Here is a 25,564-nt window from a genome sequence, read left to right on the forward strand (position 1 = left end):
AACATTAAGGAATCTGCTATGCCGCACGTTGATATTAAATGTTTTCCCCGCTCCCTTACCGACGAACAAAAAAATGCGCTGGCGGCGGATATTACCGAGGTCATTATTCGTCATTTGCAAAGCAAAGACAGTTCCGTGAGCGTGGCGCTCAATGAAATTGAGCCCGAGGCGTGGCAGGGCGTGTGGGATGCGGAAATAGCGCCGCAGATGGCAAAGTTGATTAAAAAACCCGGCTACAGTATGTAAGAAAAAACGGGCGGATAATCCGCCCATTTTCGTTGTGCTTACGGCGTAACGATGTTGAACCAGAATTCGAACTTATCCATATAGCCGAGCATGGCATCAAGCTTGGCGCCGTCACCGGTTATCTTCACATCACCGCTGTCTTGCGCCTGTTTTAGCGTCACTTCCTTGAGGATGATTTTGTTCAGCGTGTCGCGATTCAGCGTGACGGTGGCGTCGGCGTCTTTTGCCTCGGCATTGGCGGTATGGTTCAGTACGCCATTCTCCAGCTCAAGTTTGTATTTACCACCGTCGCTGCCAAGGTCGATGTTAAACACCGACTTCGCATCGCCCGCTTTTTGTCCGTTGATATGCACCGCCAGATAATCGAAGAACATTTCCGGCGTCATGGCGCGAACGGTATCCGGGCTGGCGGTATTCGGAGTTGGGCCTTTGACTACGCCGTTACGCAGCTCTTGCGCCCCGGTCAGATAGAAGTTACGCCACGGGCCGGATTCAGCCTGATATCCCAATTGCTCCAGCGCATCCGCTTCCAGATTACGCGCGGCCTGATTATTCGGATCGGCAAACACCACTTTGCTCACCACCTGAGCTACCCAACGGTAGTTACCCTGGTCATAGTCGGCTTTTGCTTTCTGCAAAATAGCGTCAGCGCCGCCCATATAGTCGACAAATTTCTTCGCAGATTCTTCCGGCGGCAGTTCATCCAGCGTGGCCGGGTTGCCGTCAAACCATCCAAGATAGAGCACATAGGTTGCTTTTACATCATGGCTCACGGAGCCATAGTAACCGCGGTTAGCCCAGGTGTGGGCCAGTGAGTCCGGCAGCTTAAAGTTTGCGGCGATCTCATCGCGGGTCAGACCTTCGTTAGCCATGCGCAACGTCTGGTCGTTGATGTAACGGTACAAATCGCGCTGGCTTTTCAGCAGGCTTACAACCTTGTCATTACCCCAGGTAGGCCAGTGGTGCTGCGCCATCAGCACTTCTGCTTTATCACCCCAGCGGACAATCGCTTCGTTGATGTATTTGGACCACGGCAGCGGTTCACGGATTTTGGCTCCGCGCAGAGAGTAGGTATTGTGCAGGGTGTGGGTGACATCTTCAGCAGATTCAATCAGTTTCTTCTCTTCGATGTACCACAGCATCTCCGAAGGCGCTTCAGAACCCGGAGCCAGCATGAAATCATAGGTCAGGCCGTCAATGACCTCTTTTTGTCCATCTTTCTCAATGATATTCGTTGGCGCAATCAGGGTAACGGTTCCCGCAGAAGTTGTGGTTCCCAGTCCCGCGCCGACCTGACCTTTGACATCAGGTTTTAGCAGGTTGCCGTACATGTAGCTCGCGCGACGGCTCATGACGTTACCTGCCATGATATTCTCAGCGACCGCTGCTTCCATAAATCCGGCAGGCGCATAAATTTTCACTTTGCCCGCTTTAACGTCGGCTTCATCAACAACGCCGCGTATGCCGCCGTAATGGTCAACGTGGCTGTGGGTATAAATCACCGCGACAACCGGTTTTTGACCACGGTTTTTAAAGTAAAGATCCATCCCGACCTTAGCCGTTTCTGCAGAAACCAGCGGGTCAACGACGGTAACGCCTTCTTTACCTTCAATAATGGTCATGTTCGACAGATCGAGGTTACGAATCTGGTAAACGCCATCCGTTACTTCAAATAGCCCGCTAATGTTGATCAACTGGGACTGGCGCCACAGGCTCGGGTTTACCGTATCCGGCGCTTTATCGCCTTCTTTGATGAACGCGTATTGCTGCGGATTCCAGATAACATTTCCCTCTTCACCTTTGATCACTTCCTGCGGGAGTGGAGCGATAAAGCCTTTGTGGGCGTCGGTAAAGTCGGTGTTATCGGAGAATGGCAGTTGGTTGTATAGCGCGTTGTTGGCTTGTTGCGTGGAGGCGGTGGCGTCTTTGGGAGCTTCAGCGGCCATAACGGGAACAGATAACGATGTGAGTAACCCAGCCAGTATAAAACTCTGTGCGATTCTATTAAGTTGCATCGTAAAACCTCTCTGACACTTCATAAGTACAGTTGGGGGATGCTGCTTTCACGGATAGTGTTTTGATTAGATATTTGCGTTAGTGCAAGATTAACTATAATTCACGCGAATGATTCAGCAAGGAAGGAGGGAGAATTTATCTGATTGGTTTTTCAGCAGTTTTAAGAAAACAGTTGCGGATGACAGCGGAGAACTGCCATCCGTTGGCAGAGTATCATTCACCAGCGATAATGCGCTTCCCGCTGGAGACAAACGTTCCGGCCCCAAGGTGATGCAACGTATTGAGCTTGCCATCATCAAACTGCCAGCGTCCTTCGACAAAGGCTCTCTCATCAGCGGCAGCCGAGACGACTTCCCCAAACAGCGTGTCATATTTTTCTAGTGCCGCAGTGGCCGGCAACAGGCGACACTCCATCCAGGCCAGGCATTTCGCTTCTATCAGCGGTAAACCCAGGACCGGTCCTTGCACTACGGGAATGCCGTAGCAGTTGAATTTATCTTCCGCTCGACCAGAAACGCTGCCTACGGCCCAGGTCCAGTTGACGGCGGCAACGCCCGGAATAACGATGCCGAATTTACCGCTACGTTCGATTAGTTCACGCGACCAGGCGGTCTTATCAACAACAATTGCTACCCGCGGTGGTTCAAACTCCACGGGCATTGACCATGCCGCTGCCATCACATTGCGCCGCTCGGTATGCTCATCCCGGCTGGTTATCAATATCGTAGGACCGTGATTGAGTAGCCGACTGGCGTGTTTTAATTCGATCGGACGAAAATGGCTCATGGCGATACCCTGTGGTGAACGAATAGGGTGAAGTTTCGATTGCGGCAACGCGGCAATGAGCAAAACTTCATCATTTGTTGATGGCTATTTTGTCATTAATCGACATGATGTAGTCCAGAGGCACATTATGTCGGGCGAGTTCTACAAATGCGTTAAGGTAAGGTACCATGGTGGTGAACATCATCTGGTATCCCTGACAAAAATAAGAAATTTTTGCACCTGAACCTGCGTTTATTCTGTGTTTTGGACAACCACCATTACATAGCGGTTTGTAGACACATTGCAGACACTCAGTTGCCAGTCTCGTTTTTTGCGAAGTTAACTGCTCACTCTCCAGTAAAGATAGCTCTGCGTTCGCAATATTTCCCAGCTTAAACTCAGGCCAAACGAAATGATCGCATTCATAGATGTCACCGTTGGATTCCAGTACAAAGTTATTACGGCATGATTCCTGGAAGATACAGCTGGTATGCCCGTTTCCGAGCACGCGGCTAAGAGTGCTTTCAAATTGGCGAACAAATACCGTTCCAACATCTTTTTTTACCCATTCATTAAAGATGGCCGACATAAAATGACCATAATCAGCAGGAAGCACTGAAAAATCAATCAGATGAAATGTATCTGACGGAGTATCGAAATGGATATTGGGTTCGCTGGTTTCCAGTAGCTCAATAAACTGCATATGCTGACTGCCAATCGATTTCAAAAAACGATAGACATCGAGGGGATGATGAACATTGTGATTATTCACCACTGTTAATGTGTTAAACTCAATATCATGCTTTTTCAATAAGTTAATTGCAGATATGACTTTATCAAATGTCCCTTTCCCGGAACGAGTCAATCGATAGCGATCGTGTAATGGTTGCGGACCATCAATAGATATACCGATCAAAAAATTATGTTGTTTGAGGAACTGGCACCACTGTTCATTGAGCAAAAAACCGTTGGTCTGTAAGGCATTATGGATTTTCTTGCAGCCCGCAAACTGCCTCTGATAGGCAACCGCTTTTCGGAAGAAATCGATTCCAGCAAGCGTAGGTTCACCGCCTTGCCAGGTAAAATACACCTCTTTGCCACCCGCGTTGATGTATGTCTTGATGAAATGTTTAAGCGTGCTGTCATCCATCTGATTCTGATGAGAGAACTGTGCTTCTTTATCCAGATAGAAACAGTACTCACACTTAAGATTGCATTGATAACTGGTTGGTTTGGCAGTGATATGCATAATTTTTCTCTGAAAATTAAGGCGACAAGGAAACACCTTGCCGCCATGAGCGAAGCCCGAGATTATTGTTCGCTGTTAAGGGCGTTTTTGATGTTGTTGAATTTTTCCTGATTAACCTGACTCAACGGTGGTTTGCTTTCTTTGATAAAGTTTTTCACAACGCCCTGCATATTTTTCACGACATCAGGATGTTGTGTGGCCAGATTATCTTTTTGCTGCAGATCGTTTAGCTTATATAAACCCAATTGTTTATTTTCAAAGGTATAAACCAAAGAATAATCATTACTTCGTACGGTATACGAGAATTGGCTCAAATCTTCCGTATTAGGGTTGTTAGGATAATCATTGGACTCTTTCCGTACATACTTGTGGTAGTTATCCCAGAATGGAATGTTTTTCTCATCGAACCAATGGGAATAGGACGTGACCCAGGTCAGATAATCATGTGGCGCACCGCTCTTGTTTTTTGTCAGATAAGGCAGCAGCGAGGTACCATCCAGTTTCAAATTTTGCGGAATGGTTATTTTCGCAGCGTCAAGGACGGTGGGGTAGAAATCCATAGCTGAAATAAGTTTGTCGTAATTTCCCGTATGCAGCTTTCCTTTCCACCACATAAACATTGGCGTATGTGTTCCCCCAGGATAAGTTTGGCTCTTATATCCCTTTTGATCGCCGTTCAAAGGAAGTGGGCCATCAATCACGGCTCCATTATCTGAAGTGAAAAGAATAATGGTATTATCGTATTGTCCTGTTTCTTTGAGCTTATCCAGAACTCGTTTTACTCCCTGATCCACGGAATATACAGCGGCATAAAAGTTGTCTGCTGTTGCACTGCCAGTATTGAACATTTTTTGATACTGCGCCGGAGCAGGGTTGTCGTTTGGCAGATGTGGTGCGTTGTATGCCAGGTACAACATGAACGGCTGATCCAAGGTTTTGGCTCTGTCAATGGTGGCAATGGCTTCATCCGTCAATTGGTCGCTGATATATCCCTTCGGTTGAATATGCTCACGATTTCGGAACAGAGAGGGGGAATTATAGTAGGCAACACCCGCCGCATGGAATCCCATAAAGTAATTAAAACCGCGATTTTGTGGCTGCCATTCTTCAGCTGAATATGTAGTGTAGTTATCGTGATAGTCGCGGGTTTGTTTGTCATCAGCAACCGGAACATTGCTAATTTTCGATAAATGCCATTTACCAATTGCGGCGGTATAGTAACCATGATTTTGAAACAGTTCTGGTAGGAACGTTTCACTTAATGGAATACCATCCTGTGCATCTGTATTGGAATAAACACCAAAGCGAGCAGGTGAACGCCCCGTCATAATAGCGGCACGTGACGGACCAGAAACACCGTGTGCAACATAGCCATTCGTGAAGCGTACGCCCTCATCCATTAATGAAAGCAATGTTGGAGTCGAATTTTTCGCTGCTTCTATCGCTTTATCAATACCAATTTTATAAGTGTCAACGACCTCACGGTTTTCCATTGATTCAGGCTTAAAAGAACGTTGGTCAAATGGCAATTGTCCGTAACCCAGATCGTCCATGGTCAAAATAATGACGTTAGGCTTTCCTTTGGTACTGTATTCGGTCGGGGTAAAGTCTGAGAATGCAACGTTTGTTTTTGTTGCTTTCAGCTTTACGTTATCTGCTTGTGCTGCCGAAGTCAGCAAACCTGACGCCAGTATTGCTGATACAGAGGCTGCAATCGCGCCCTTGCGTGACAAAAGTCTCATAATAGTCAATTCCATATGTTTTGTAGGGGTTGTTATTTTGCTTCAGAAAATAAGATGAAAGAATGAATCAGGTCACAAAATGGCCTGCGTATAAAAATAGGACATGATGTTGGCCCTTTTGGCTAAAAACGGACTAAATAAATTGCTTCAGCGGGAATGGCACTATACTGTCGCCATCTAATGACAGAAATTACCCACAGGACCCGTATGACGCCTTTTTTAACCGCTTATTTTGCCCGTATTGGTTGGTCAGATTTGGTCAGGGTCGACATTGAAACCTTACGAGCGCTGCATTTATTGCACAACGCCGCCATACCTTTTGAAAACCTGGATGTATTGCTGCCCCGTGAAATGCAGCTTGACGATTTGTCGCTGGAAGAGAAGCTGGTAACGGCGCGTCGCGGCGGTTATTGCTTTGAACAGAACGGAGTGTTTGAACGAGCGCTACGTGAGATCGGTTTTAACGTACGCAGTCTGCTCGGGCGTGTGGTACTGGCAAATCCGTCAAGCCTGCCGCCGCGCACGCATCGTTTGCTGCTGGTCGAGTTACAAGGAGAACAGTGGATTGCCGACGTTGGCTTCGGCGGGCAAACGCTGACGGCGCCGATTCGTCTGCAGGCTAACATTGAGCAGAAGACGCCACACGGCGAGTATCGGCTGATTCAGGAGGGTGAAGACTGGATCCTGCAGTTCCGTCATCATGAACACTGGCAATCGATGTACCATTTCGACCTGGTGGTACAGCACCAGAGCGATTATCTGATGGGCAACTTTTGGTCTGCTCACTGGCCACAATCGCATTTTCGCCATCATCTGCTGATGTGTCGTCATCTGCCTGACGGCGGGAAATTAACATTAACCAATTTTCATTTTACCCATTATCAGGATGGACACGCGGTGGAGCAGATTAATCTGCCGGACGTCGCCAGCCTGTATGCTTTGTTGCAAGAACGTTTTGGACTAGGCGTGGATGATGTGAAGCATGGGTTTACACTCGGTGAGCTGGCGACGGTCATGGCGGCGTTTGATACGCATCCGGAGGCGGGAAAATAGGGGCATCGTAAGTCATGCCGGATGCGGCGTCATCGCCTTATCCGGCTTACGGAAATGATTAAAAATCTATTGCCCATTCTGCGTGAAACAAGATCACCGCCGAACCGGTAATGGTGACTTTTTCCGGCAGGTTTTCACGGATAGTCACCGTTACATCAACAATCCCGTCACGCCCGAGCGCGCGGCCCTGATGTCCCTGAACACGTAACGTTTCCCCATCATGCGCCATCCAGGCCCGGTAAGCGCAAGCGCTACCGGGCAGCAGAGGAAATTAGCGGCGGGAACGCACTATTTGGTAGCGACGGGTAAAGTACTCAAACGGCGCACTCCAGACGTGGACCAGGCGAGTGAACGGGAACAGCAGGAAGATAGTCATCCCAAGAACCAGATGCACACGGAAAATCAACGCCACGCCATCCAGATGCGCAGATGCGCCGCCCTGGAAAGTCACCACCGACTGGGCCCAACCGACCAGTTTCAGCATTTCACTGCCGTCTGGATGTTGCGCAGAGAACGGGATGGTGGTTAAGCCGAGGATACACTGAATCAACAGAACGCAGAGGATCAGAATATCGGCGGTGGAAGATGTCGCACGAATACGCGGGTTGGTCAGACGGCGCACCAGCAAACCTGCGCCACCAACCAGCGTTAGCACGCCGCATAGCCCACCGGCAATCATTGCCATCTGTTGCTTTACCGCAATCGGCAGGAACCAGGCATACATCCAGTGCGGCGTTAACATGCCGAACAGGTGTCCGAAAAAGATCCCAAGAATGCCGATGTGGAACAGGTTGGACCATAATACCATACCGCGTTTGTCCAGCATCTGGCTGGAAGAGGCGCGCCAGGTGTATTGCCCGTAGTCATAGCGTAGCCAACTGCCGAGGATAAACACCGTCCCACACAGATACGGGTAGATATCGTAAAAAAAGACGTTCAGGTACTGTATCATTTCGGGCCTCCCGCGCTGACGTCGACATACTGCGGCGCCACGTCCTGGCTAAAGCGTCGTTGATAGTTTTGTAACGGTGAACTGTCGCAGGCGGTGGAGTTATCTTCGATAAACTTCACCTGTTCCTCTTCCCAGACTGCATCCAGCGCCTGACGGGTATCATCGCGGGTTTCCGCGCCAACCTGTTTGGTGACACTGTCACTTGAAAGAGGGCTTCCGGCAAGCAGCAGCAGGGCGTCGAACAGTTGATACCACAGTGTATCGCGCTGTTTTAAGCGCCCACCCAGTAACGCCAGAATCGGTGCGACGTTCTGCAGTCCTTCTTTGGCCTCGGCCTCCGGCAGCACGCTCAGATACTCCAGATACAACGGCAAATGATCCGGCAGTTCGCGGCAGTCAAGCTGTAGCCCGACCTTTTCGTACTGTGCCAGCAGATCAACCATCGCCTGGCCCCGATCACGGGACTCGGCGTGGACGTGTTCAAACAACAGCAGAGAGGTGGCCCGGCCCCGGTCGAATATTTCGCACCATTCGGCTTGTTTATCCAGGAGTGGGGCATTGAGCAACCCCTGGCTAAATTCGGTAAGCATAGGGGCATCGCTGGCCACAAGCGCCAGCGCCTCGTCTTTACACTCCCACAGCAGCTCGTCGGGATATTCCATCAGCAGGCCGATAACCTTCAGGATTTGCATTATTCCCCCTCCGCTTTATCGCGCACTTCGGTGATGTCGATGGCATCAATACGACTGCTGTTAAACAGGTTGAATTTGGTATCTGAACCATGGCAGCCGTCACCAAAGGTAAACCCGCAACCATTTTTCTCCGGGAAGGCGTCACGCGCCATTTCACGGTGACTGGTTGGGATCACGAAGCGGTCTTCATAGTTGGCGATGGCCAGATAGCGGTACATCTCCTCAACCTGCTCAACGGTCAGACCCACTTCCTCAATCGCCCGGGTGTCCGTCACGCCTTCGACGGTTTGCGCGCGCATATAGTGGCGCATGGCCATCATCCGTTTGAGCGCGCGTAGCACCGGACCGGTATCGCCTGCGCTTAGCATGTTGGCGAGGTACTGAACCGGAATTCGCAGTGATTCAACCGCAGGAAGAATGTTGCCATTGTGCGGCAGTCCGCCCGCGTCAGCGACCGACTGAATCGGTGACAACGGCGGAACATACCAGACCATCGGCAGGGTGCGATATTCCGGATGCAGCGGCAGCGCCAGCTTCCAGTCCATCGCCATTTTGTAAACTGGCGAACGTTGGGCCGCTTCGATGACGTTGTGCGGAATACCTTGTTTTAACGCTTCTTCAATGACCGCCGGGTCGTGCGGATTAAGGAACACATCGCACTGACGCTCATAGAGATCGGTCTCATGCTCGGTGCTGGCCGCTTCTTCAATACGGTCGGCGTCGTACAGCAATACGCCGAGATAACGAATACGTCCAACGCAGGTTTCCGAACATACCGTCGGCTGGCCAGACTCAATACGCGGGTAGCAGAAAATGCACTTCTCAGACTTACCGCTCTTCCAGTTAAAGTAGATTTTTTTGTACGGACAACCGCTGATACACAAGCGCCAGCCGCGACATTTGTCCTGATCGATCAGCACGATGCCATCTTCTTCACGCTTATAGATAGCACCACTCGGGCAAGTGGCGACGCAACTTGGGTTCAGGCAATGCTCACACAAACGCGGCAGATACATCATGAAGGTGTTTTCGAACTGGCCGTACATCTCCTTTTGCATTTTCTCAAAGTTACGGTCGCGGGCGCGTTTTGAGAACTCGCCACCCAGCAGCTCTTCCCAGTTGGGCCCCCAGATAATCTTGTCCATCCGTTTACCATCGATCAGCGAACGTGGGCGTGCGGTGGGCTGATTCTTGCTTTCCGGCGCGCTATGCAGATGCTGATAATCGTAGGTAAACGGTTCATAGTAGTCGTCAATTTGCGGGATCACCGGGTTGGCGAAAATTTTGGTGATTACGCCCATCTTGCCGCCCAGACGCGGTCTTATTTTGCCGTTAACATCGCGAACCCAGCCGCCTTGCCACTCTTCCTGATCTTCCCAGTTCTTCGGATAACCTATACCCGGTTTGGTCTCGACGTTGTTAAACCACGCGTATTCCATCCCTTCACGTCCGGTCCAGACGTTTTTGCAGGTAACGGAGCAGGTGTGGCAGCCGATGCACTTATCCAGATTAAGAACCATGCCTACCTGTGAGCGTATTTTCATTTTTTCGCCTCCTGTACCTGATCGCGACCTTCATCATCCAGCCAGTTAATATTTTTCATTTTTCTAATCATGATGAACTCATCGCGGTTAGAGCCGACCGTGCCGTAATAGTTGAAGCTGTATGCCAGTTGCGCATAGCCGCCAATCATATGCGTGGGTTTCGGGCATACGCGGGTGACCGAGTTATGGATCCCGCCACGCATTCCGGTGACTTCTGAGCCGGGGATATTCATGATTCGCTCCTGAGCGTGATACATCATGGTCATTCCCGGCGGCACGCGTTGACTCACCACTGCACGCGCGGTAAGCGCGCCGTTGGCGTTGAAGGCTTCAATCCAGTCGTTATCCTCAATGCCCAACTCTTTGGCATCGGTCTCGCTGATCCAGACAATGGGGCCGCCACGAGACAGCGTCAGCATCAGCAGGTTTTCGCTGTAGGTAGAGTGGATCCCCCATTTCTGGTGTGGGGTCAGGAAGTTGAGCGCTTTTTCCGGGAAGCCGTTAGGCGGAACTTCGCGCATTTCGCTGACGCTGCGGGTATCAATAGGCGGGCGATACGCCACCAGACTTTCACCGAACGCACGCATCCACGCGTGATCCTGATACAACTGCTGGCGACCTGACAGCGTACGCCAGGGGATCAGCTCATGGACGTTGGTATAGCCAGCGTTATAAGAGACATGTTCACTTTCCAGCCCGGACCAGGTAGGGCTGGAGATGATTTTGCGCGGTTGGGCCTGAATATCGCGAAAACGGATCTTCTCGTCTTCTTTGTTCAACGCCAGATGCGTATGGTCGCGTCCGGTCATCGCCCCCAGCGCTTCCCAGGCTTTCACCGCCACCTGACCGTTCGTTTCCGGCGCCAGGGCAAGGATCACCTCAGAGGCATCCAGCGCGGTGTCAATCAGCGGACGTCCTTTCGCCGGACCTTCGCGCTTGGTGTAGTTAAGCTTGCCGAGGAAATCGACTTCCGCCAGGGTATTCCACGCTATGCCTTTCCCACCGTTGCCGAGCTTGTCCATGAGTGGACCAAGTGAAGTAAAGCGTTCGTAGGTGGCAGGGTAGTCGCGTTCCACAACGGCGATATTCGGCGCCGTTTTCCCCGGGAGAAGATCGCATTCGCCTTTGCGCCAGTCCAGAATGTCAAACGGCTGCGCCAGCTCTGCCGGGGAGTCGTGTTGCAGCGGTTGCAATACCACATCCGTTTCTTGTCCAAGATGTCCGACGCAAACTTCAGAGAATACTTTGGCGATGCCTTTATAAATTTCCCAGTCGCTCTTCGATTCCCAGGCGGGATCGACCGCTGCCGACAGCGGATGAATAAACGGATGCATATCCGAGGTGTTCATATCGTCTTTTTCATACCAGGTAGCGGTTGGCAAAACGATATCGGAGAACAGGCAGGTGCTCGACATACGGAAATCGAGCGTGACCAGCAGATCAAGTTTGCCCTCTATCGCCGCCGACTGCCATTCAACCTCTTCAGGTTTGATACCCTCGCTTGAGCCAAGCGCTTCCCCCTGGATCCCGCTTTCGGTACCCAGTAAATACTTGAGCATGTATTCATGCCCTTTACCGGAGGAGCCGAGCAGGTTAGAGCGCCAGACGAAGAGGTTGCGCGGATGGTTGCTACCGCTATCCGGCTGCTCGCAGGCAAAACGAATATCCCCCGATTTCAGCGCCTGGGCGGTGTATTGCGCAGGAGACAGCCCCGCCTGTTCGGCTTTTGCTTTAACGGTCAGTGGGTTGAGGTTAAGCTGCGGCGCGGACGGCAGCCAGCCCATCCTTTCTGCACGCACGTTAAAGTCAATCAAATGTCCGGTAAACTTCGACGCATCGGCCAGCGGAGAGAGGAGTTCTTGCGCGGTGAGTTTTTCATAACGCCACTGGCTGGAGTGGTTGTAGAAAAACGAAGTGCTGTTCATCTGACGGGGTGGTCGGTTCCAGTCGAGCGCAAAGGCCAGCGGTAACCAACCTGTTTGCGGTCGCAGTTTCTCTTGGCCCACATAGTGCGCCCAGCCGCCGCCGCTTTGCCCCACGCATCCACAGAACACGAGGATGTTAATCATGCCACGGTAGTTCATATCCATGTGATACCAGTGGTTGACGCCAGCCCCGAGAATGATCATCGAACGGCCATGCGTTTTATGCGCCGTATCGGCAAACTCGCGGGCGATTTGTTCGATATGACGGCGTGGCACGCCGGTAATTTGCTCGCCCCAGGCAGGGGTATAGGCTTTCACTTCGCTGTAATCTTGCGCGCTAAGAACGTCATCCAGACCACGGTCGAGGCCGTAATTCGCCAATACCAGATCATAGACGCTCACCACCGGGCAACGGCTGCCATCGGCGAGAGTAAGATGTTTTACCGGCAGTTGACGGATCAGCACCGGTTCTTGTTTTACGCTGCGAAAATGCGGGTTTTCATTTCCGCCAAAATAGGGGAATGCCACACCGGTCACTTCATCATGCTGACCGAGCAGCGAGAGAGTAAGCTCAGTTTCCGCGCCAGCCGCCAGGGGTTCCAGGTTCCATTTGCCTTGCTCACCCCAGCGAAAACCGATAGATCCGTTCGGGACAACCAGTTCGCCAGCACTGTTAAAGGCTACCGTTTTCCACTCCGGATTGTTGCTTTCACCCAGACCATCGACAAGGTCTGAGGCGCGCATCATGCGTCCAGGCACATAGCTGCCATCTTCCCGGGCATCCAGTAAAACCAGCATCGGCATATCGGTATAGCGACGACAGTAATTGAGGAAATAATCGCTGGGATTGTCGAGGTGGAACTCTTTCAGGATGACGTGGCCCATTGCCATCGCCAGCGCACTGTCGGTGCCTTGCTTAGGTGCCAGCCACTGGTCGCACAGTTTAGCGACTTCCGAGTAATCCGGCGTAATGGCAATCGTCTTGGTGCCCTTGTAGCGTACTTCGGTGAAAAAGTGCGCATCCGGGGTACGGGTCTGCGGCACGTTAGAGCCCCAGGCGATGATATAACTGGAGTTATACCAGTCGGCGGATTCTGGCACATCGGTTTGCTCACCCCAGGTCATTGGTGAGGCGGGCGGTAAGTCGCAGTACCAGTCATAGAAACTCAGGCAGGTTCCGCCCAGTAGCGAGAGATAGCGTGTACCTGCAGCATAGGAGACCATCGACATCGCAGGGATCGGGGAGAATCCAGCCACGCGGTCCGGGCCATAGGTTTTCACTGTCCAGACGTTAGCGGCGGCAATCAACTGATTAAGCTCTTTCCAGTTGGAGCGGATAAAACCTCCGCGCCCGCGTACCTGCTTGTAGCTCTGGCATTTTTGCGGGTCGTTCATAATGGATTCCCAGGCCAGCACCGGATCGGGCTGGCGGGACAGGGCATCGCGCCACAGTTCTATCAGACGTTTACGCACCAGCGGATACTTCAGGCGGTTGGCGCTGTAAAGATACCAGGAATAGCTGGCGCCGCGCGGGCAGCCGCGGGGTTCATGATTTGGCAAGTCAGGGCGGGTTCGTGGGTAGTCGGTTTGCTGCGTTTCCCAGGTTACCAGTCCATTTTTGACGTAGATTTTCCAGCTGCATGAGCCGGTACAGTTAACACCGTGGGTAGAACGCACAATTTTGTCGAACTGCCAGCGCTGACGATAACTGTCTTCCCAGTCCCGGTTGGTGTGCATCACTTGCCCGTGCCCCTCGGCAAACGTATCGCCCTTTTGTTTAAAGTAGCGAAAGCGGTCTAACAGTTTACTCATGACATAACTCCTGCTTCGATAATATTGCCGACGGTGAATCGAACTCCCGGCCTGGCCGAATGTCCGATCCTGCGGTATCCATTTCGTTATTTTTTTTGTGATTTACGGCCATAGACCAGCCAGGTCACCAGCACGCAGACGATGTAAAACACGAGGAATATTTTCATGGCACCCACCGGAGAGCCGGTCAACGCCAGTGATGAGCCAAACGCTTTAGGGATGAAGAAGCCCCCTACAGCGCCAATGGCTGAGATGAATCCCAGGGCGGCGGCGGTATCGGTTACCGCTTCACGTTGAGCCTGCTCTTCGGTACCACCATGCAGCTTCACCCGGTAAATCGTGATTTTGCGAAAGATCACCGCAATCATCTGGAAGGTCGACCCGCTTCCCAGACCCGCGGTCAGGAACAAGCCCATAAACACCAGGTAGAAAGCGACAAAGTTCCCTTCGCCTGATCCTGGCAGGGTGAGAAACAGCAGGGCGCTAAACAGCGCCATAAAGATGAAGTTAATTAACGTGACGCGTACACCGCCGAACTTGTCAGAGATAACGCCGCCCGCCGATCGCGCAAGCGCGCCGATGAAAGGGCCGAAGAACGCCAGTTGCAGGATATTCACGTCAGGGAACTGGGTTTTCGCCAGCATGGCAAAACCTGCAGAAAAACCGATAAATGAACCGAAGGTGGCAAGATACAACAGGCTTAATAACCACAGATGAAAACGCTTGAGGACCGGTAATTGGGAAGCGATCGAAGCCTTCGAACTGGCAATGTCGTTCATTCCCATACCTGCCGCCACGGTGGCTATCAGCAGTAACGGCACCCAAATCCATGCGGCATTGGCTAGCGACAATAACGAGCCGTCAGCTTGCGGTACGCCCTGAACGCCCAAAAAGGTAAAGATGGGCAGAAAGATAACCAAAGGCGCAATCAACTGCATTACGCTGACGCCGAGGTTGCCGAGACCGCCGTTTACGCCTAACGCACTGCCTTGCTTCGCTTTGGGGAAGAAAAAGCTGATATTGCCCATGCTGGAGGCAAAGTTAGCGCCAGCAAAACCACACATCAGCGCAATAATAATAAATACGCCAAACGGAGTAGCGGTATTTTGCACGGCAAATCCGAGCCAGACGCAGGGAATAATCAGAATGATCGTACTAAAAATGGTCCAACGGCGCCCACCAAATATAGGTACCATAAAGGAGTAGGGAACGCGCAATATTGCACCAGAAAGAGAGGGCAATGCCGTTAATAAAAACAGTTGGTCGGTGGTGAAATTAAAGCCAATTTTATTCAGATTGACGGCAACGGCGCTGAACAACATCCAGACGCAGAAAGCAAGCAGCAAACAACTCACTGATATCCATAGGTTTCTGCGTGCAATGTGCTTGCCTTTGTTTTCCCAAAAGCCGGGGTTCTCTGGTTTCCAGTCAGTTAAAAGATAACGATTATTTTTCTCATTTGATGATGACATATTATTCTCCATGCACATGCCGTTCATGAAAAAGAAATAAACGCATGCAGCGCCGCGCGGCTTCTTTTTAGAAACTATTGAAAAGTTTTAGGAATATTGACTGAAAGAATAGATAAAAAAGCGCAATAACGCGGCGTGATGGGAGAATTACATGCTGCTTAAGTGTTACCAATTGTAAACATAAAAAGTGCATTATGAATACATCTCTAACATCAGTTACATAACTTCAGTGCCAACATGTGATCAAGGTTGTGATGTAGGGCTAGGTTATCAAGACACATCTCTTTTTCGTCAGAGTTTGATTACTGTTTTACTTTTGAGTATCCACTTCGTTGCGGGCAGGAGAAAGAGGTGTCACGGTATCTCAAGATCAGTCCAATTATTGATATATTCTGATTTTTCACATCCACATAGTTTTAAAATATTTATATGGTAATTTACATGATAAAATAATTTCAGTTGACATGAAATTAACGGCGTTCAAAAAAGGATATGAAATGCTTTCTTTAAATTTCAAAAAAAATCTCTTATCGTTATCTATTCCATTGTTTTTAATTGGTTGCAAAGAAGCAGAGATTAAAGGTGAGTGGATAAATCCAGAAGGCAGCTTTAATAAAAGCTATATTGTTTCATTAATAACCAGCGCTGATCAAAATTTGACTTCAAAAGATATTGAAGTTTCTGAATTAGAAAGTTCAGGTAATGACCATTTTTTTTATGTAACGTTAGTAGATAAGGGCTACACTCAAGAACAATTGGAATCGTTGGTATCAAACGTTGAACGATTAAAAGATGCCCGGAATACAAATTTAACCGTCAACTTTACTAATATAGCCAATGCGAAAGATGCGAGTGAAAGAGATTTGCTTAATGTTGTACAAAGAGCTGGCATGGAGAAAAATGGCAGCCAGTCTACGAGTTTGAACTGGGAAAAAGCGGAAGTTTCTGTCTATACTCAGAAAATAAGTATTACGGGATATACGGATCCCTATAGCGACTTTAACCCAAAGGTATACTGCCAACTGACCGTACCATTAACCAAAAGGTTAAATGATTTTATCATTGATAAACCGTTTCCATATATCACATCACACGATATTCCGGAAAATATCGCCAGTGCGATGTCGCCAACACAATTAGATAAATATATCAAAGACGAAAATGGCCTCCGCCGCTACGTAAACGTTGGTCTGGAACTTAAAGGTGCCACTTATCCTCACAAAACAGTATTTGGCGATGGTTTTTTAACAAAATTTAAAGAAAGCAATGACATTCTCACTCAATCATTACCAATGACTTATAATATCGATGCACAAAGTATCTATTTTAATTTCGGTGATATCCCTAATACTGAAGTCGTTTCAGGATTGAATGATTTTGGTGGGGTAATACACGATAAATGCGCTAAGCTGATTAAACAAGCAGCTCCGGAAATCGATAAAAAATGGAGTTCTGCAGTTCAGCTAGCACGGGTTGGTAGATTTACAATAAACCCTGAATGGATACCACAAGAATAGCATTATCATACAAAGTAACTTCTGGTGATTGAACGTATCATCCATGAGATGAAATAGTTCGTCGCTTTTGAGCGGGTTATGTAGTGGTGCGGCGCTCATGATGGAAGAAGTTCCAGCGTAATCATACGGTCAAGATGGCGATCGAATGCAGGATCGGCCATTTCCTCAATGCCTAATATGTACATACCATCCAGACCGCAGACCAATGCGATTAAGCGCCAGGCGACGTCGGCAGCATCTGGGGTGGAGGAAAACTCACCGGCTTTCTGTCCCTGAGTGATGATGTTGGCGGTTTCTTCGTGCCACATCCGCATGGTCAACAGGTAGGCGCTTTTGATTTCTGGATCTTTACCCGCCACAACCTGCGCTTCACGCCATAGCTTAATATAGGGTTCGAATCCGCCATCTTCGCTGCCCAGCATGGCATGCAGTCGCTCACGAAAACTGGCATTTTCACTGACCAGTTCCGCGTCGAGCAGGGTACGGATCAGACGTACAAATGCCTGGGATTTAAGTTCGCCGGCAGAGGCAAAGTGGTGGTGTAGTTGGCCCGTTGCCACGTGTGCTTCAGCTGCAATGCGTCGCACCGTCATCGCGGTAAACCCTTCCTCAAGCGCGACACGCATGGCCGCCTGCAGAATAACTTCCCGACGTTCATCCCGATTCAGATAGCTCATCTTTCCTCCTGTACCCGTGTATCACGCAGTCTAACAAAAAGTTGGACATATGTTCAATTTTCCGTAGGATCGCTCAAGTTGGACATGTGTCCAGTTTAAGTTTCGTTAGGGAGTTTTATGTTTCGTCAGTGGTTAACGTTAGTCATTATTGTGCTGGTCTACATCCCTGTTGCGATTGATGCAACGGTGCTGCACGTTGCCGCGCCCACGCTGAGTATGACGCTGGGTGCCAGTGGTAACGAGCTGCTGTGGATCATTGATATTTATTCCCTGGTAATGGCCGGTATGGTATTGCCAATGGGCGCGCTGGGCGATCGCATCGGCTTTAAACGCCTGCTGCTGTTAGGCGCTGGACTGTTTGGTCTCGCATCGCTGGCGGCCGCTTTTGCCCACAGCGCAAGCTGGCTGATAGCCACCCGGGCGGTATTGGCGATTGGCGCGGCGATGATTGTGCCGGCAACGCTTGCGGGGATTCGCGCCACGTTCGCAGAGCAACGGCATCGTAATATGGCGCTCGGCGTCTGGGCCGCGGTCGGTTCTGGCGGTGCGGCATTTGGCCCACTCGTTGGCGGGATGCTGCTGGAGCACTTCTACTGGGGATCCGTGTTCTTAATTAATGTGCCGATTGTCCTGGTGGTAATGGCCTTAACTGCACGCTTAGTGCCGCGTCAGGCCGGACGTCGCGATCAATCGTTAAATTTTGGTCATGCGATAATGTTGATTGTCGCCATTCTGCTGCTGGTCTACAGCGCTAAAACCGCCCTGAAAGGGCATACGGCGACCGTTGCGATCGCGCTGACGTTGTTAACCGGCGCTTTATTGTTGTGGCAGTTTGTCCGTATCCAGCTAGCTGCTTCCCGCCCGATGATTGATATGCGGTTGTTCACGCATCGCATTATCTTAAGCGGCGTAGTGATGGCGATGACCGCGATGATAACTCTGGTAGGGTTCGAGTTACTGATGGCTCAGGAGCTACAGTTTGTTCATGGTTTAACGCCTTATCAGGCGGGCCTTTTTATGCTGCCGGTGATGCTGGCAAGCGGCTTCAGCGGACCGATTGCCGGCATGCTGGTGTCACGTCTGGGATTACGGTGTGTGGCCACGGCGGGTATGGCGCTGAGCGCTGTGAGCTTTTACGGTCTGGCGATGACGGATTTCAGCACTCAGCAGATTCAAGCCTGGATATTAATGGCGTTGCTCGGTTTTAGCGCGGCGAGTGCGCTCCTGGCCTCAACGGCGGCTATCATGGCGGCAGCTCCGGCAGAAAAAGCCGCAGCCGCGGGCGCCATTGAGACGATGGCTTATGAACTGGGCGCCGGGCTTGGGATCGCTATCTTTGGTTTGCTGTTAAGCCGCAGCTTTTCAGCCTCGATTCTGCCGCCAGTTGGCCTTAATCCGCAGGAGATAGAACGAGCCTCATCGTCAATGGGGGAGGCGGTGCAGTTGGCGCATTCGCTCCCATCGTCGCTGAGTGAGGCGTTGCTGTCGGCTGCTAAAGAAGCCTTTACCTGGTCGCACAGCGTAGCCTTAAGCAGCGCCGGCAGCATGCTTATCGTATTAGCGGTAGGAATGTGGTTCAGTCTGGCAAAGGTACAGCGTCAATAACTAATGAGCTAAATGACAGGGGTAATCCATCTCTTCGACTTCTTTCCCACTGAGTCGAGCGTATTGCCCCGTCAGTCTCCAGAATGCGGGCTGCGTTTCCGTATAGATCTCTGCCGCTAACACCAGGCGGCGGCGATCTACCTCATTAAGCTCCAGCAGCGTCCACGGCACAAAATAGCGATCGCTGCCCGTCAGGGTAAACCACAGCGGGCACCCGCAACCAGAACAAAAGAAACGTTCACCACGATTTGAAGAAGGAAAGTGCGCAGGTTCTGCTGAATCTGGCGACATCAGCGGATGACTGCTGGCTTCCAGATACATAGCGATGCCGCCCGACCACTTCTGGCACAGGGTGCAATGGCAGGCATAGACATCCAGCATTTCGACGTCGACGGTAAAATGACTCTGTCCGCAAAGACAACGACCAGTGAATGTCTGCACGGCATACTCCTTATGACCGAGTCTACATTAAGAGAAAAAGCCAGCCCTGGAAGGACTGGCTTTTTATTCAGGCTACAACAAAATTAGAACTGGTAGTTCAGACCAACAGCCACGATGTTGTCAGTGCTTACACCGGCAGCGCGGGTGAAGTTGTTGTCGTCCAGCAGATTGATTTTGTAATCAACGAAGGTAGACATGTTTTTGTTGAAGTAGTAGGTAGCACCCAGGTCTACGTATTCAACCAGATCCTGGTCGCCGAAGAATGCAATGTCTTTACCTTTGGATTTCAGGTAAGCGATGGACGGACGCAGACCGAAGTCGAACTGGTACTGAGCAACAGCTTCAAAGTTCTGTGCTTGATTTGCAATACCGTTGATCTTACTACCGTTAACAGTACCACCAAAGGTAGTCATGTTACGGGTTTCAGAGTAGGTAGTTGCCAGGTAGATATTGTTCGCATCATATTTCAGGCCAGCAGCCCAAACTTCAGCGTTCTTACCGTCAGCTTTGAACAGACCATTGTGGTTGTTCTGAGAATCAGTACGGTCAGATTTCGCATAGGTTGCACCTACACCGAAGCCTTCGTACTCATAAGTCGTAGACAGACCGAAGCCGTCACCGTTAGCTTCTTTGTCGTTGCTACGGGCGTTTTTACCCTGGTACTGCAGGGCAAAATTCAGACCTTCAACCAGACCGAAGAAGTCGGTGTTACGATAGGTTGCAACGCCAGTAGCACGCTGGGTCATGAAGACGTCAGTCTGGGTCCAGGTATCGCCACCGAACTCTGGCAGAACGTCGGTCCATGCGCCGATGTCGTATGCTACGCCGTAGTTACGACCGTAGTCGAAAGAACCGTATTCAGCGAATTTCAGGCCAGCGAATGCCAGACGAGTTTTGTCTGCTTCGGAACCCTGATCTTCAGAACGGTTGCCCTTGAATTCATATTCCCACTGACCGAAACCAACCAGTTGGTCGTTGATCTGGGTTTCGCCCTTGAAGCCCAGACGCGCGTAGGTTTTGTCGCCATCGCTGCCGTTGTCGTCAGAGAAGTAATGCTGAGCGTGAACTTTACCGTAGATATCCAGTTTGTTTGCGTCTTTGTTATATACCTCAGCTGCGTTTACCGCACCTGCCGCCAACAGGCTAGTCACTGCCACTGCAACTAATTTAAGTTTCATTCTAAATAATCCTTATAATTTTTTCTTGGTGTGTTTCCTAAACCATTGCTAAACGAAGGGGTTCGTCAATGGCAAACTATTTTTAAATGACGCAGTGGTATAAGTTCAATAATAAGTTTCATATTATTGCGAAATATTTGGAGTTGTGTGATCCAGATCTACATAATATAGCTGATTGTATTAATCATAATATGTGACAGATCTGAATGGGTATATTTACATACGGGACTATTGTGCAGGCTATGGTTTAAATGGTGTTAATTTCGCAGGTGTAATATATACAAGTGAAGAGATATAAATAACCAGGTAATACTTTCGAATGTTAATTAGTTACCATATATTTAACATTTAATTAAACAAATATAAACATAATCGCAGGTGGAATGGACAAATATTATTCATCAATTTGCCTAAAGTATAGCCGGGTTTTATTTGTTTGTGATAAAACCCGACTTTTTATCAGGCGCGTCGCGTTGCCAGCCAGCAAAGCAGAGAGCCTGCGCAGACCATCAGCGCACCTTGCCAGAACGAAAGCGACAGCGGGGCGCTGAGCAACACAGCGGCCAGCGCGGAGGAGAGCACCGGGGTAAAATAAGACCCAACAGCCATGACGGTCACGTTGCCGTGCAAAATGCCAATATTCCACGCAGCATAGGCAAATCCTAACGTTAATGCTGCAGTGAACATTTTAATCGTCACCGAAGTACTGAAAACCATTTCCGGTTGAGGGGTAATAAAATAGTAAACCCACAAAGTTGCTGCCGTCAGTAAAACGAATACGGTGATGCCGTTAAAGCCTTTTGCATATTTATTGGTCACCGTACAATACGTTGCCCAGATAAAAGCGCCGAGAAAGGCGAGAAAATAGCTGAGCGGACTGCTGGCAACATTGCTGATAATTTCATCAAGATTAAGGCCATTTTCGCCACCCAATACCCAACACACCCCGGTCAATGCGATAATTAATCCAGGGATTACCAGCCAGGTTGTTTTCTGACCATTAAATAAAATAGCAAACAATATCGTCAGACTTGGCCAGAGATAATTAACCATACCGACTTCAATAGCCTGGTGACGAGTAGCCGCATAACCGAGAGCCAGCGCTAAACAGATTTCATAGCTAACAAAAAGCACGCTACCGGCGATTAAATAGCGAACAGGTATTTTCCTGATATTCGGAAAGCCGACGGTAAAAATCAGTAACAGGCCGCTTAACGAAAAAATCATTGCCGCGCCGCCCGCAGGACCCAGCCCTTCACTTACTCCACGCATGAGTCCGACCATAGTGCTCCAGAGCACTATGGCAATGAGCCCAATTAACGTTGCTTTTTGTTTTGTCATTCTGATTGTCTGTCCATGGTGCTGGCAAAAAATTAAGCTGAAATTTATAGCACTTTTATACCGTAGCGCGCTAATCAATTGCCTTTCCCATACTCCCTTATGGGTACAAAGGTTAAACAAAGTGCACTATTTAGTAGCGGAACCGTTTCGTTATTGATTTGACGCAAAAAAAATATGGATATAGCTGATAGTTTCGTCGCGAAGTTGTACATGGCATCTTTCAGACTGCCGCGCTCGCGCAATTTGAGAGATTTCCTGTACGAACCCCTGCAAAAAAGAGGAAAGCAATGGACGTCAGCCGCAGACAATTTTTTAAAATCTGCGCGGGCGGTATGGCGGGAACAACAGTAGCCGCTCTGGGTTTTGCACCCAAAATGGCACTGGCTCAGGCGCGAAACTATAAGCTGTTACGCGCCAAAGAGATCCGAAACACCTGCACATACTGTTCCGTAGGTTGCGGGCTATTAATGTATAGCCTGGGAGATGGAGCAAAAAACGCCAAAGAGTCGATTTACCATATTGAAGGGGATCCGGATCATCCGGTGAGCCGCGGGGCATTATGTCCTAAGGGCGCAGGATTACTGGATTACGTGCACAGTGAAAACCGTCTGCGTTACCCGGAATATCGCGCTCCTGGTTCCGACAAATGGCAGCGTATCAGCTGGGGTGAAGCATTCACCCGCATCGCGAAGCTGATGAAAACTGACCGTGACGCCAACTTTATTGAGAAGAATGAGCAGGGCGTAACGGTAAACCGCTGGCTTTCAACCGGGATGCTATGCGCATCTGCGGCAAGTAATGAAACTGGCATGCTGACGCAAAAATTTGTGCGCTCACTCGGCATGCTGGCAGTAGACAACCAGGCGCGCGTCTGACACGGACCAACGGTAGCAAGTCTTGCTCCAACATTTGGTCGCGGTGCGATGACCAACCACTGGGTTGATATTAAAAACGCTAACGTCGTGATGGTGATGGGCGGTAATGCCGCTGAAGCACATCCGGTGGGATTCCGCTGGGCGATGGAAGCCAAAAACAACAATGATGCCACGCTGATTGTTGTTGACCCTCGTTTTACTCGTACAGCCTCGGTGGCGGATATCTATGCGCCAATTCGTTCCGGCACGGACATTACGTTCCTGTCCGGTGTCTTGCTGTACCTGATTGAAAACAACAAAATTAACGCTGAATATGTGAGGCATTACACCAACGCCAGCCTGCTGGTGCGGGATGACTTTGCTTTTGAAGACGGTCTGTTCAGCGGCTATGACGCGGAAAAACGCCAATACGATAAATCGTCCTGGAACTACCAGTTCGATGAAAACGGCTACGCGAAACGCGATGAAACGTTAAGCCATCCTCGCTGCGTGTGGAATCTGCTAAAACAGCACGTTTCCCGCTACACGCCAGATGTGGTGGAAAACATCTGCGGTACACCGAAAGAAGACTTCCTGAAAGTCTGCGAAGTACTGGCTTCCACCAGCGCGGCGGATCGCACCACTACGTTCCTGTATGCGCTGGGCTGGACACAGCATACCGTAGGGGCGCAGAACATCCGTACCATGGCGATGATCCAGTTGCTGCTCGGCAACATGGGGATGGCAGGTGGCGGAGTTAACGCCTTACGTGGTCACTCCAACATTCAGGGATTAACCGACTTAGGTCTGCTCTCTACCAGTCTGCCAGGTTACCTGACGCTGCCGTCAGAGAAACAGACGGATCTGCAAACCTATCTGGCTGCTAATACGCCAAAAGCGACGTTGGCCGACCAGGTTAACTACTGGGGTAACTATCCGAAGTTCTTCGTCAGTCTAATGAAATCTTTCTACGGCAATGCGGCGCAGAAAGAGAACGACTGGGGCTTTGAGTGGCTGCCGAAGTGGGATCAGTCCTACGACGTCATCAAATACTTCAACATGATGGATAGCGGAAAAGTCACCGGCTACATCTGTCAGGGCTTTAACCCCGTTGCGTCCTTCCCGGACAAAAACAAAGTGGTGCAGTGCCTGAGCAAACTGAAGTATCTGGTGGTTATCGATCCGCTGGTGACCGAAACCTCAACGTTCTGGCAGAACCACGGTGAATCAAACGACGTCGATCCGGCATCTATTCAGACCGAAGTCTTCCGTTTGCCATCGACCTGCTTTGCGGAAGAGGACGGCTCTATCGCCAACTCCGGCCGCTGGCTGCAGTGGCACTGGAAAGGTCAGGACGCACCGGGTGAAGCCCGCAACGACGGCGAAATTCTGGCCGGTATTTACCATCGTCTGCGCGACATGTATCGCACTGAAGGCGGTAAAGCGATAGAACCCGTTCTGAAAATGAGCTGGAACTATAAGCAGCCGGACGAACCGCACTCAGAGGAAGTGGCAAAAGAGAACAACGGCTATGCGCTGGAAGACCTCTATGATGCCAACGGCGTGCTGGTTGCAAAAAAAGGTCAGTTGCTCAACAGCTTTGCGTTGCTGCGTGATGATGGTTCTACGTCATCGTCCTGCTGGATTTATACCGGTAGCTGGACCGAGCAGGGCAACCAGATGGCCAATCGCGATAATGCCGACCCGTCAGGTCTCGGTAATACGCTGGGCTGGGCCTGGGCATGGCCGTTGAACCGTCGCGTGCTGTATAACCGCGCTTCGGCGGATCCACAGGGTAAACCGTGGGATCCAAAACGCATGCTTATCCAGTGGAACGGTACGAAGTGGACGGGGAACGATATCCCGGACTTCAATACTGCGGCGCCAGGCAGCGGCACCAATCCGTTTATCATGCAGCCGGAAGGGCTGGGGCGTCTGTTTGCTATCGATAAGATGGCGGAAGGTCCGTTCCCGGAACACTACGAGCCGATGGAAACACCGCTGGGTACTAACCCGCTGCACCCGAACGTGATCTCCAACCCGGCAGCGCGTCTGTACGAAGCGGATAAGCTCCGCATGGGTACGAAACAGGACTTCCCGTACGTCGGGACGACCTATCGTCTGACCGAACATTTCCATACCTGGACCAAGCACGCATTGCTGAATGCGATTGCCCAGCCAGAGCAGTTTGTGGAAATCAGCGAAACGCTGGCGGCAGCGAAAGGTATCAACAACGGCGATCACGTGAAAGTCAGCAGCAAGCGTGGATTTATTCGCGCAGTTGCCGTGGTGACCCGTCGTCTGCGTACTTTGAACGTCAACGGTCAGCAGGTTGAAACGGTTGGGATCCCAATCCACTGGGGCTTTGAAGGAGTCGCGCGTAAAGGCTATATCGCCAACACCCTGACGCCGAATGTCGGTGATGCAAACTCGCAAACGCCGGAATACAAAGCGTTTTTAGTTAACATCGAGAAGGCGTAAGG

The 25,564-nt window shown here is 50.3% G+C and carries 19 protein-coding genes; 5 read left to right on the forward strand and 14 right to left on the reverse strand.

Annotation, left to right across the window (positions count from 1 at the left end; translation table 11 throughout):
• Positions 1-18 precede the first annotated feature (18 nt).
• Positions 19-246: a tautomerase PptA gene (gene pptA, locus OGV80_RS09700; RefSeq protein ID WP_043016288.1), complete on the forward strand. Its 228-nt coding sequence runs from the start codon at positions 19-21 to the stop codon at positions 244-246.
• A gap of 38 nt (positions 247-284) precedes the next feature.
• Here pptA and OGV80_RS09705 read toward each other — a convergent pair whose 3' ends face one another.
• From OGV80_RS09705 to OGV80_RS09720, 4 genes are all read right to left on the reverse strand, one after another.
• Positions 285-2,261, reverse strand: coding sequence for an alkyl/aryl-sulfatase (locus tag OGV80_RS09705; RefSeq protein WP_286514696.1), 1,977 nt, complete (start codon positions 2,259-2,261; stop codon positions 285-287).
• Between the two features lie 214 nt (positions 2,262-2,475).
• Positions 2,476-3,048, reverse strand: coding sequence for a flavin reductase family protein (locus OGV80_RS09710; RefSeq protein ID WP_286514702.1), 573 nt, complete (start codon positions 3,046-3,048; stop codon positions 2,476-2,478).
• A gap of 70 nt (positions 3,049-3,118) precedes the next feature.
• The gene (locus OGV80_RS09715; RefSeq protein ID WP_286514705.1) at positions 3,119-4,276 is read right to left on the reverse strand and encodes an anaerobic sulfatase maturase; all 1,158 of its coding nucleotides are present in this window, start codon (positions 4,274-4,276) and stop codon (positions 3,119-3,121) included.
• A 62-nt stretch (positions 4,277-4,338) separates the two neighbouring features.
• Positions 4,339-6,018, reverse strand: coding sequence for a sulfatase-like hydrolase/transferase (locus tag OGV80_RS09720; protein ID WP_286514708.1), 1,680 nt, complete (start codon positions 6,016-6,018; stop codon positions 4,339-4,341).
• Between the two features lie 207 nt (positions 6,019-6,225).
• Here OGV80_RS09720 and nhoA point away from each other — a divergent pair, with 207 nt between their 5' ends.
• Entirely contained in the window at positions 6,226-7,071 is an 846-nt protein-coding gene (gene nhoA, locus OGV80_RS09725; RefSeq protein WP_286514710.1) for an N-hydroxyarylamine O-acetyltransferase, read from the forward strand.
• A 58-nt stretch (positions 7,072-7,129) separates the two neighbouring features.
• Here nhoA and OGV80_RS09730 read toward each other — a convergent pair whose 3' ends face one another.
• From OGV80_RS09730 to OGV80_RS09755, 6 genes are all read right to left on the reverse strand, one after another.
• Positions 7,130-7,336 (reverse strand): PhzF family phenazine biosynthesis protein, encoded by a 207-nt coding sequence (locus OGV80_RS09730; protein WP_286514958.1) that lies wholly within the window; start codon positions 7,334-7,336, stop codon positions 7,130-7,132.
• Positions 7,337-7,342: 6 nt separating this feature from the next.
• Positions 7,343-8,023, reverse strand: coding sequence for a respiratory nitrate reductase subunit gamma (gene narI, locus OGV80_RS09735; protein WP_003833047.1), 681 nt, complete (start codon positions 8,021-8,023; stop codon positions 7,343-7,345).
• Positions 8,020-8,715, reverse strand: coding sequence for a nitrate reductase molybdenum cofactor assembly chaperone (narW, locus tag OGV80_RS09740; RefSeq protein WP_286514711.1), 696 nt, complete (start codon positions 8,713-8,715; stop codon positions 8,020-8,022). Before narW ends, narI begins: the two co-directional genes overlap by 4 nt.
• The gene (gene narH, locus OGV80_RS09745) at positions 8,715-10,259 is read right to left on the reverse strand and encodes a nitrate reductase subunit beta (RefSeq protein ID WP_008784807.1); all 1,545 of its coding nucleotides are present in this window, start codon (positions 10,257-10,259) and stop codon (positions 8,715-8,717) included. The genes narW and narH overlap by 1 nt, the downstream gene beginning before the upstream one ends.
• Entirely contained in the window at positions 10,256-13,996 is a 3,741-nt protein-coding gene (locus tag OGV80_RS09750) for a nitrate reductase subunit alpha (RefSeq protein ID WP_286514714.1), read from the reverse strand. Before OGV80_RS09750 ends, narH begins: the two co-directional genes overlap by 4 nt.
• Positions 13,997-14,082: 86 nt before the next feature.
• On the reverse strand, positions 14,083-15,468 hold the full coding sequence (locus OGV80_RS09755; RefSeq protein WP_043016294.1) for a NarK family nitrate/nitrite MFS transporter: 1,386 nt from the start codon (positions 15,466-15,468) through the stop codon (positions 14,083-14,085).
• A 497-nt stretch (positions 15,469-15,965) separates the two neighbouring features.
• Between OGV80_RS09755 and OGV80_RS09760 the strand changes: the two genes are divergently transcribed.
• On the forward strand, positions 15,966-16,985 hold the full coding sequence (locus OGV80_RS09760) for a hypothetical protein (RefSeq protein ID WP_140389875.1): 1,020 nt from the start codon (positions 15,966-15,968) through the stop codon (positions 16,983-16,985).
• A 95-nt stretch (positions 16,986-17,080) separates the two neighbouring features.
• Here OGV80_RS09760 and OGV80_RS09765 read toward each other — a convergent pair whose 3' ends face one another.
• The gene (locus OGV80_RS09765; RefSeq protein ID WP_286514716.1) at positions 17,081-17,662 is read right to left on the reverse strand and encodes a TetR family transcriptional regulator; all 582 of its coding nucleotides are present in this window, start codon (positions 17,660-17,662) and stop codon (positions 17,081-17,083) included.
• 117 nt (positions 17,663-17,779) lie between these two features.
• On the opposite strand from OGV80_RS09765, the gene OGV80_RS09770 reads away from it, so the two are divergent.
• Positions 17,780-19,267: an MFS transporter gene (locus OGV80_RS09770; protein WP_043016296.1), complete on the forward strand. Its 1,488-nt coding sequence runs from the start codon at positions 17,780-17,782 to the stop codon at positions 19,265-19,267.
• Here the strand turns inward: OGV80_RS09770 and OGV80_RS09775 are convergent, their stop codons facing one another.
• From OGV80_RS09775 to yddG, 3 genes are all read right to left on the reverse strand, one after another.
• A complete protein-coding gene (locus tag OGV80_RS09775; protein WP_047411200.1) occupies positions 19,268-19,708 on the reverse strand; it encodes a GFA family protein in 441 nt (146 codons plus the stop codon).
• 83 nt (positions 19,709-19,791) lie between these two features.
• Positions 19,792-20,886 (reverse strand): porin OmpC, encoded by a 1,095-nt coding sequence (ompC, locus tag OGV80_RS09780; protein WP_043016298.1) that lies wholly within the window; start codon positions 20,884-20,886, stop codon positions 19,792-19,794.
• Between the two features lie 459 nt (positions 20,887-21,345).
• Positions 21,346-22,227 carry an aromatic amino acid efflux DMT transporter YddG gene (gene yddG, locus OGV80_RS09785; RefSeq protein ID WP_043016299.1) on the reverse strand — a complete coding sequence of 294 codons (882 nt, stop codon included), beginning with the start codon at positions 22,225-22,227 and terminating at the stop codon, positions 21,346-21,348.
• Positions 22,228-22,514: 287 nt separating this feature from the next.
• Between yddG and fdnG the strand changes: the two genes are divergently transcribed.
• Positions 22,515-25,562 (forward strand): formate dehydrogenase-N subunit alpha, encoded by a 3,048-nt coding sequence (gene fdnG / locus OGV80_RS09790; protein WP_286514719.1) that lies wholly within the window; start codon positions 22,515-22,517, stop codon positions 25,560-25,562.
• Positions 25,563-25,564 lie beyond the last annotated feature (2 nt).

Origin of the sequence: Citrobacter sp. Ce119, assembly GCF_030334525.1 — a bacterium.
Taxonomy (GTDB): domain Bacteria; phylum Pseudomonadota; class Gammaproteobacteria; order Enterobacterales; family Enterobacteriaceae; genus Citrobacter; species Citrobacter europaeus.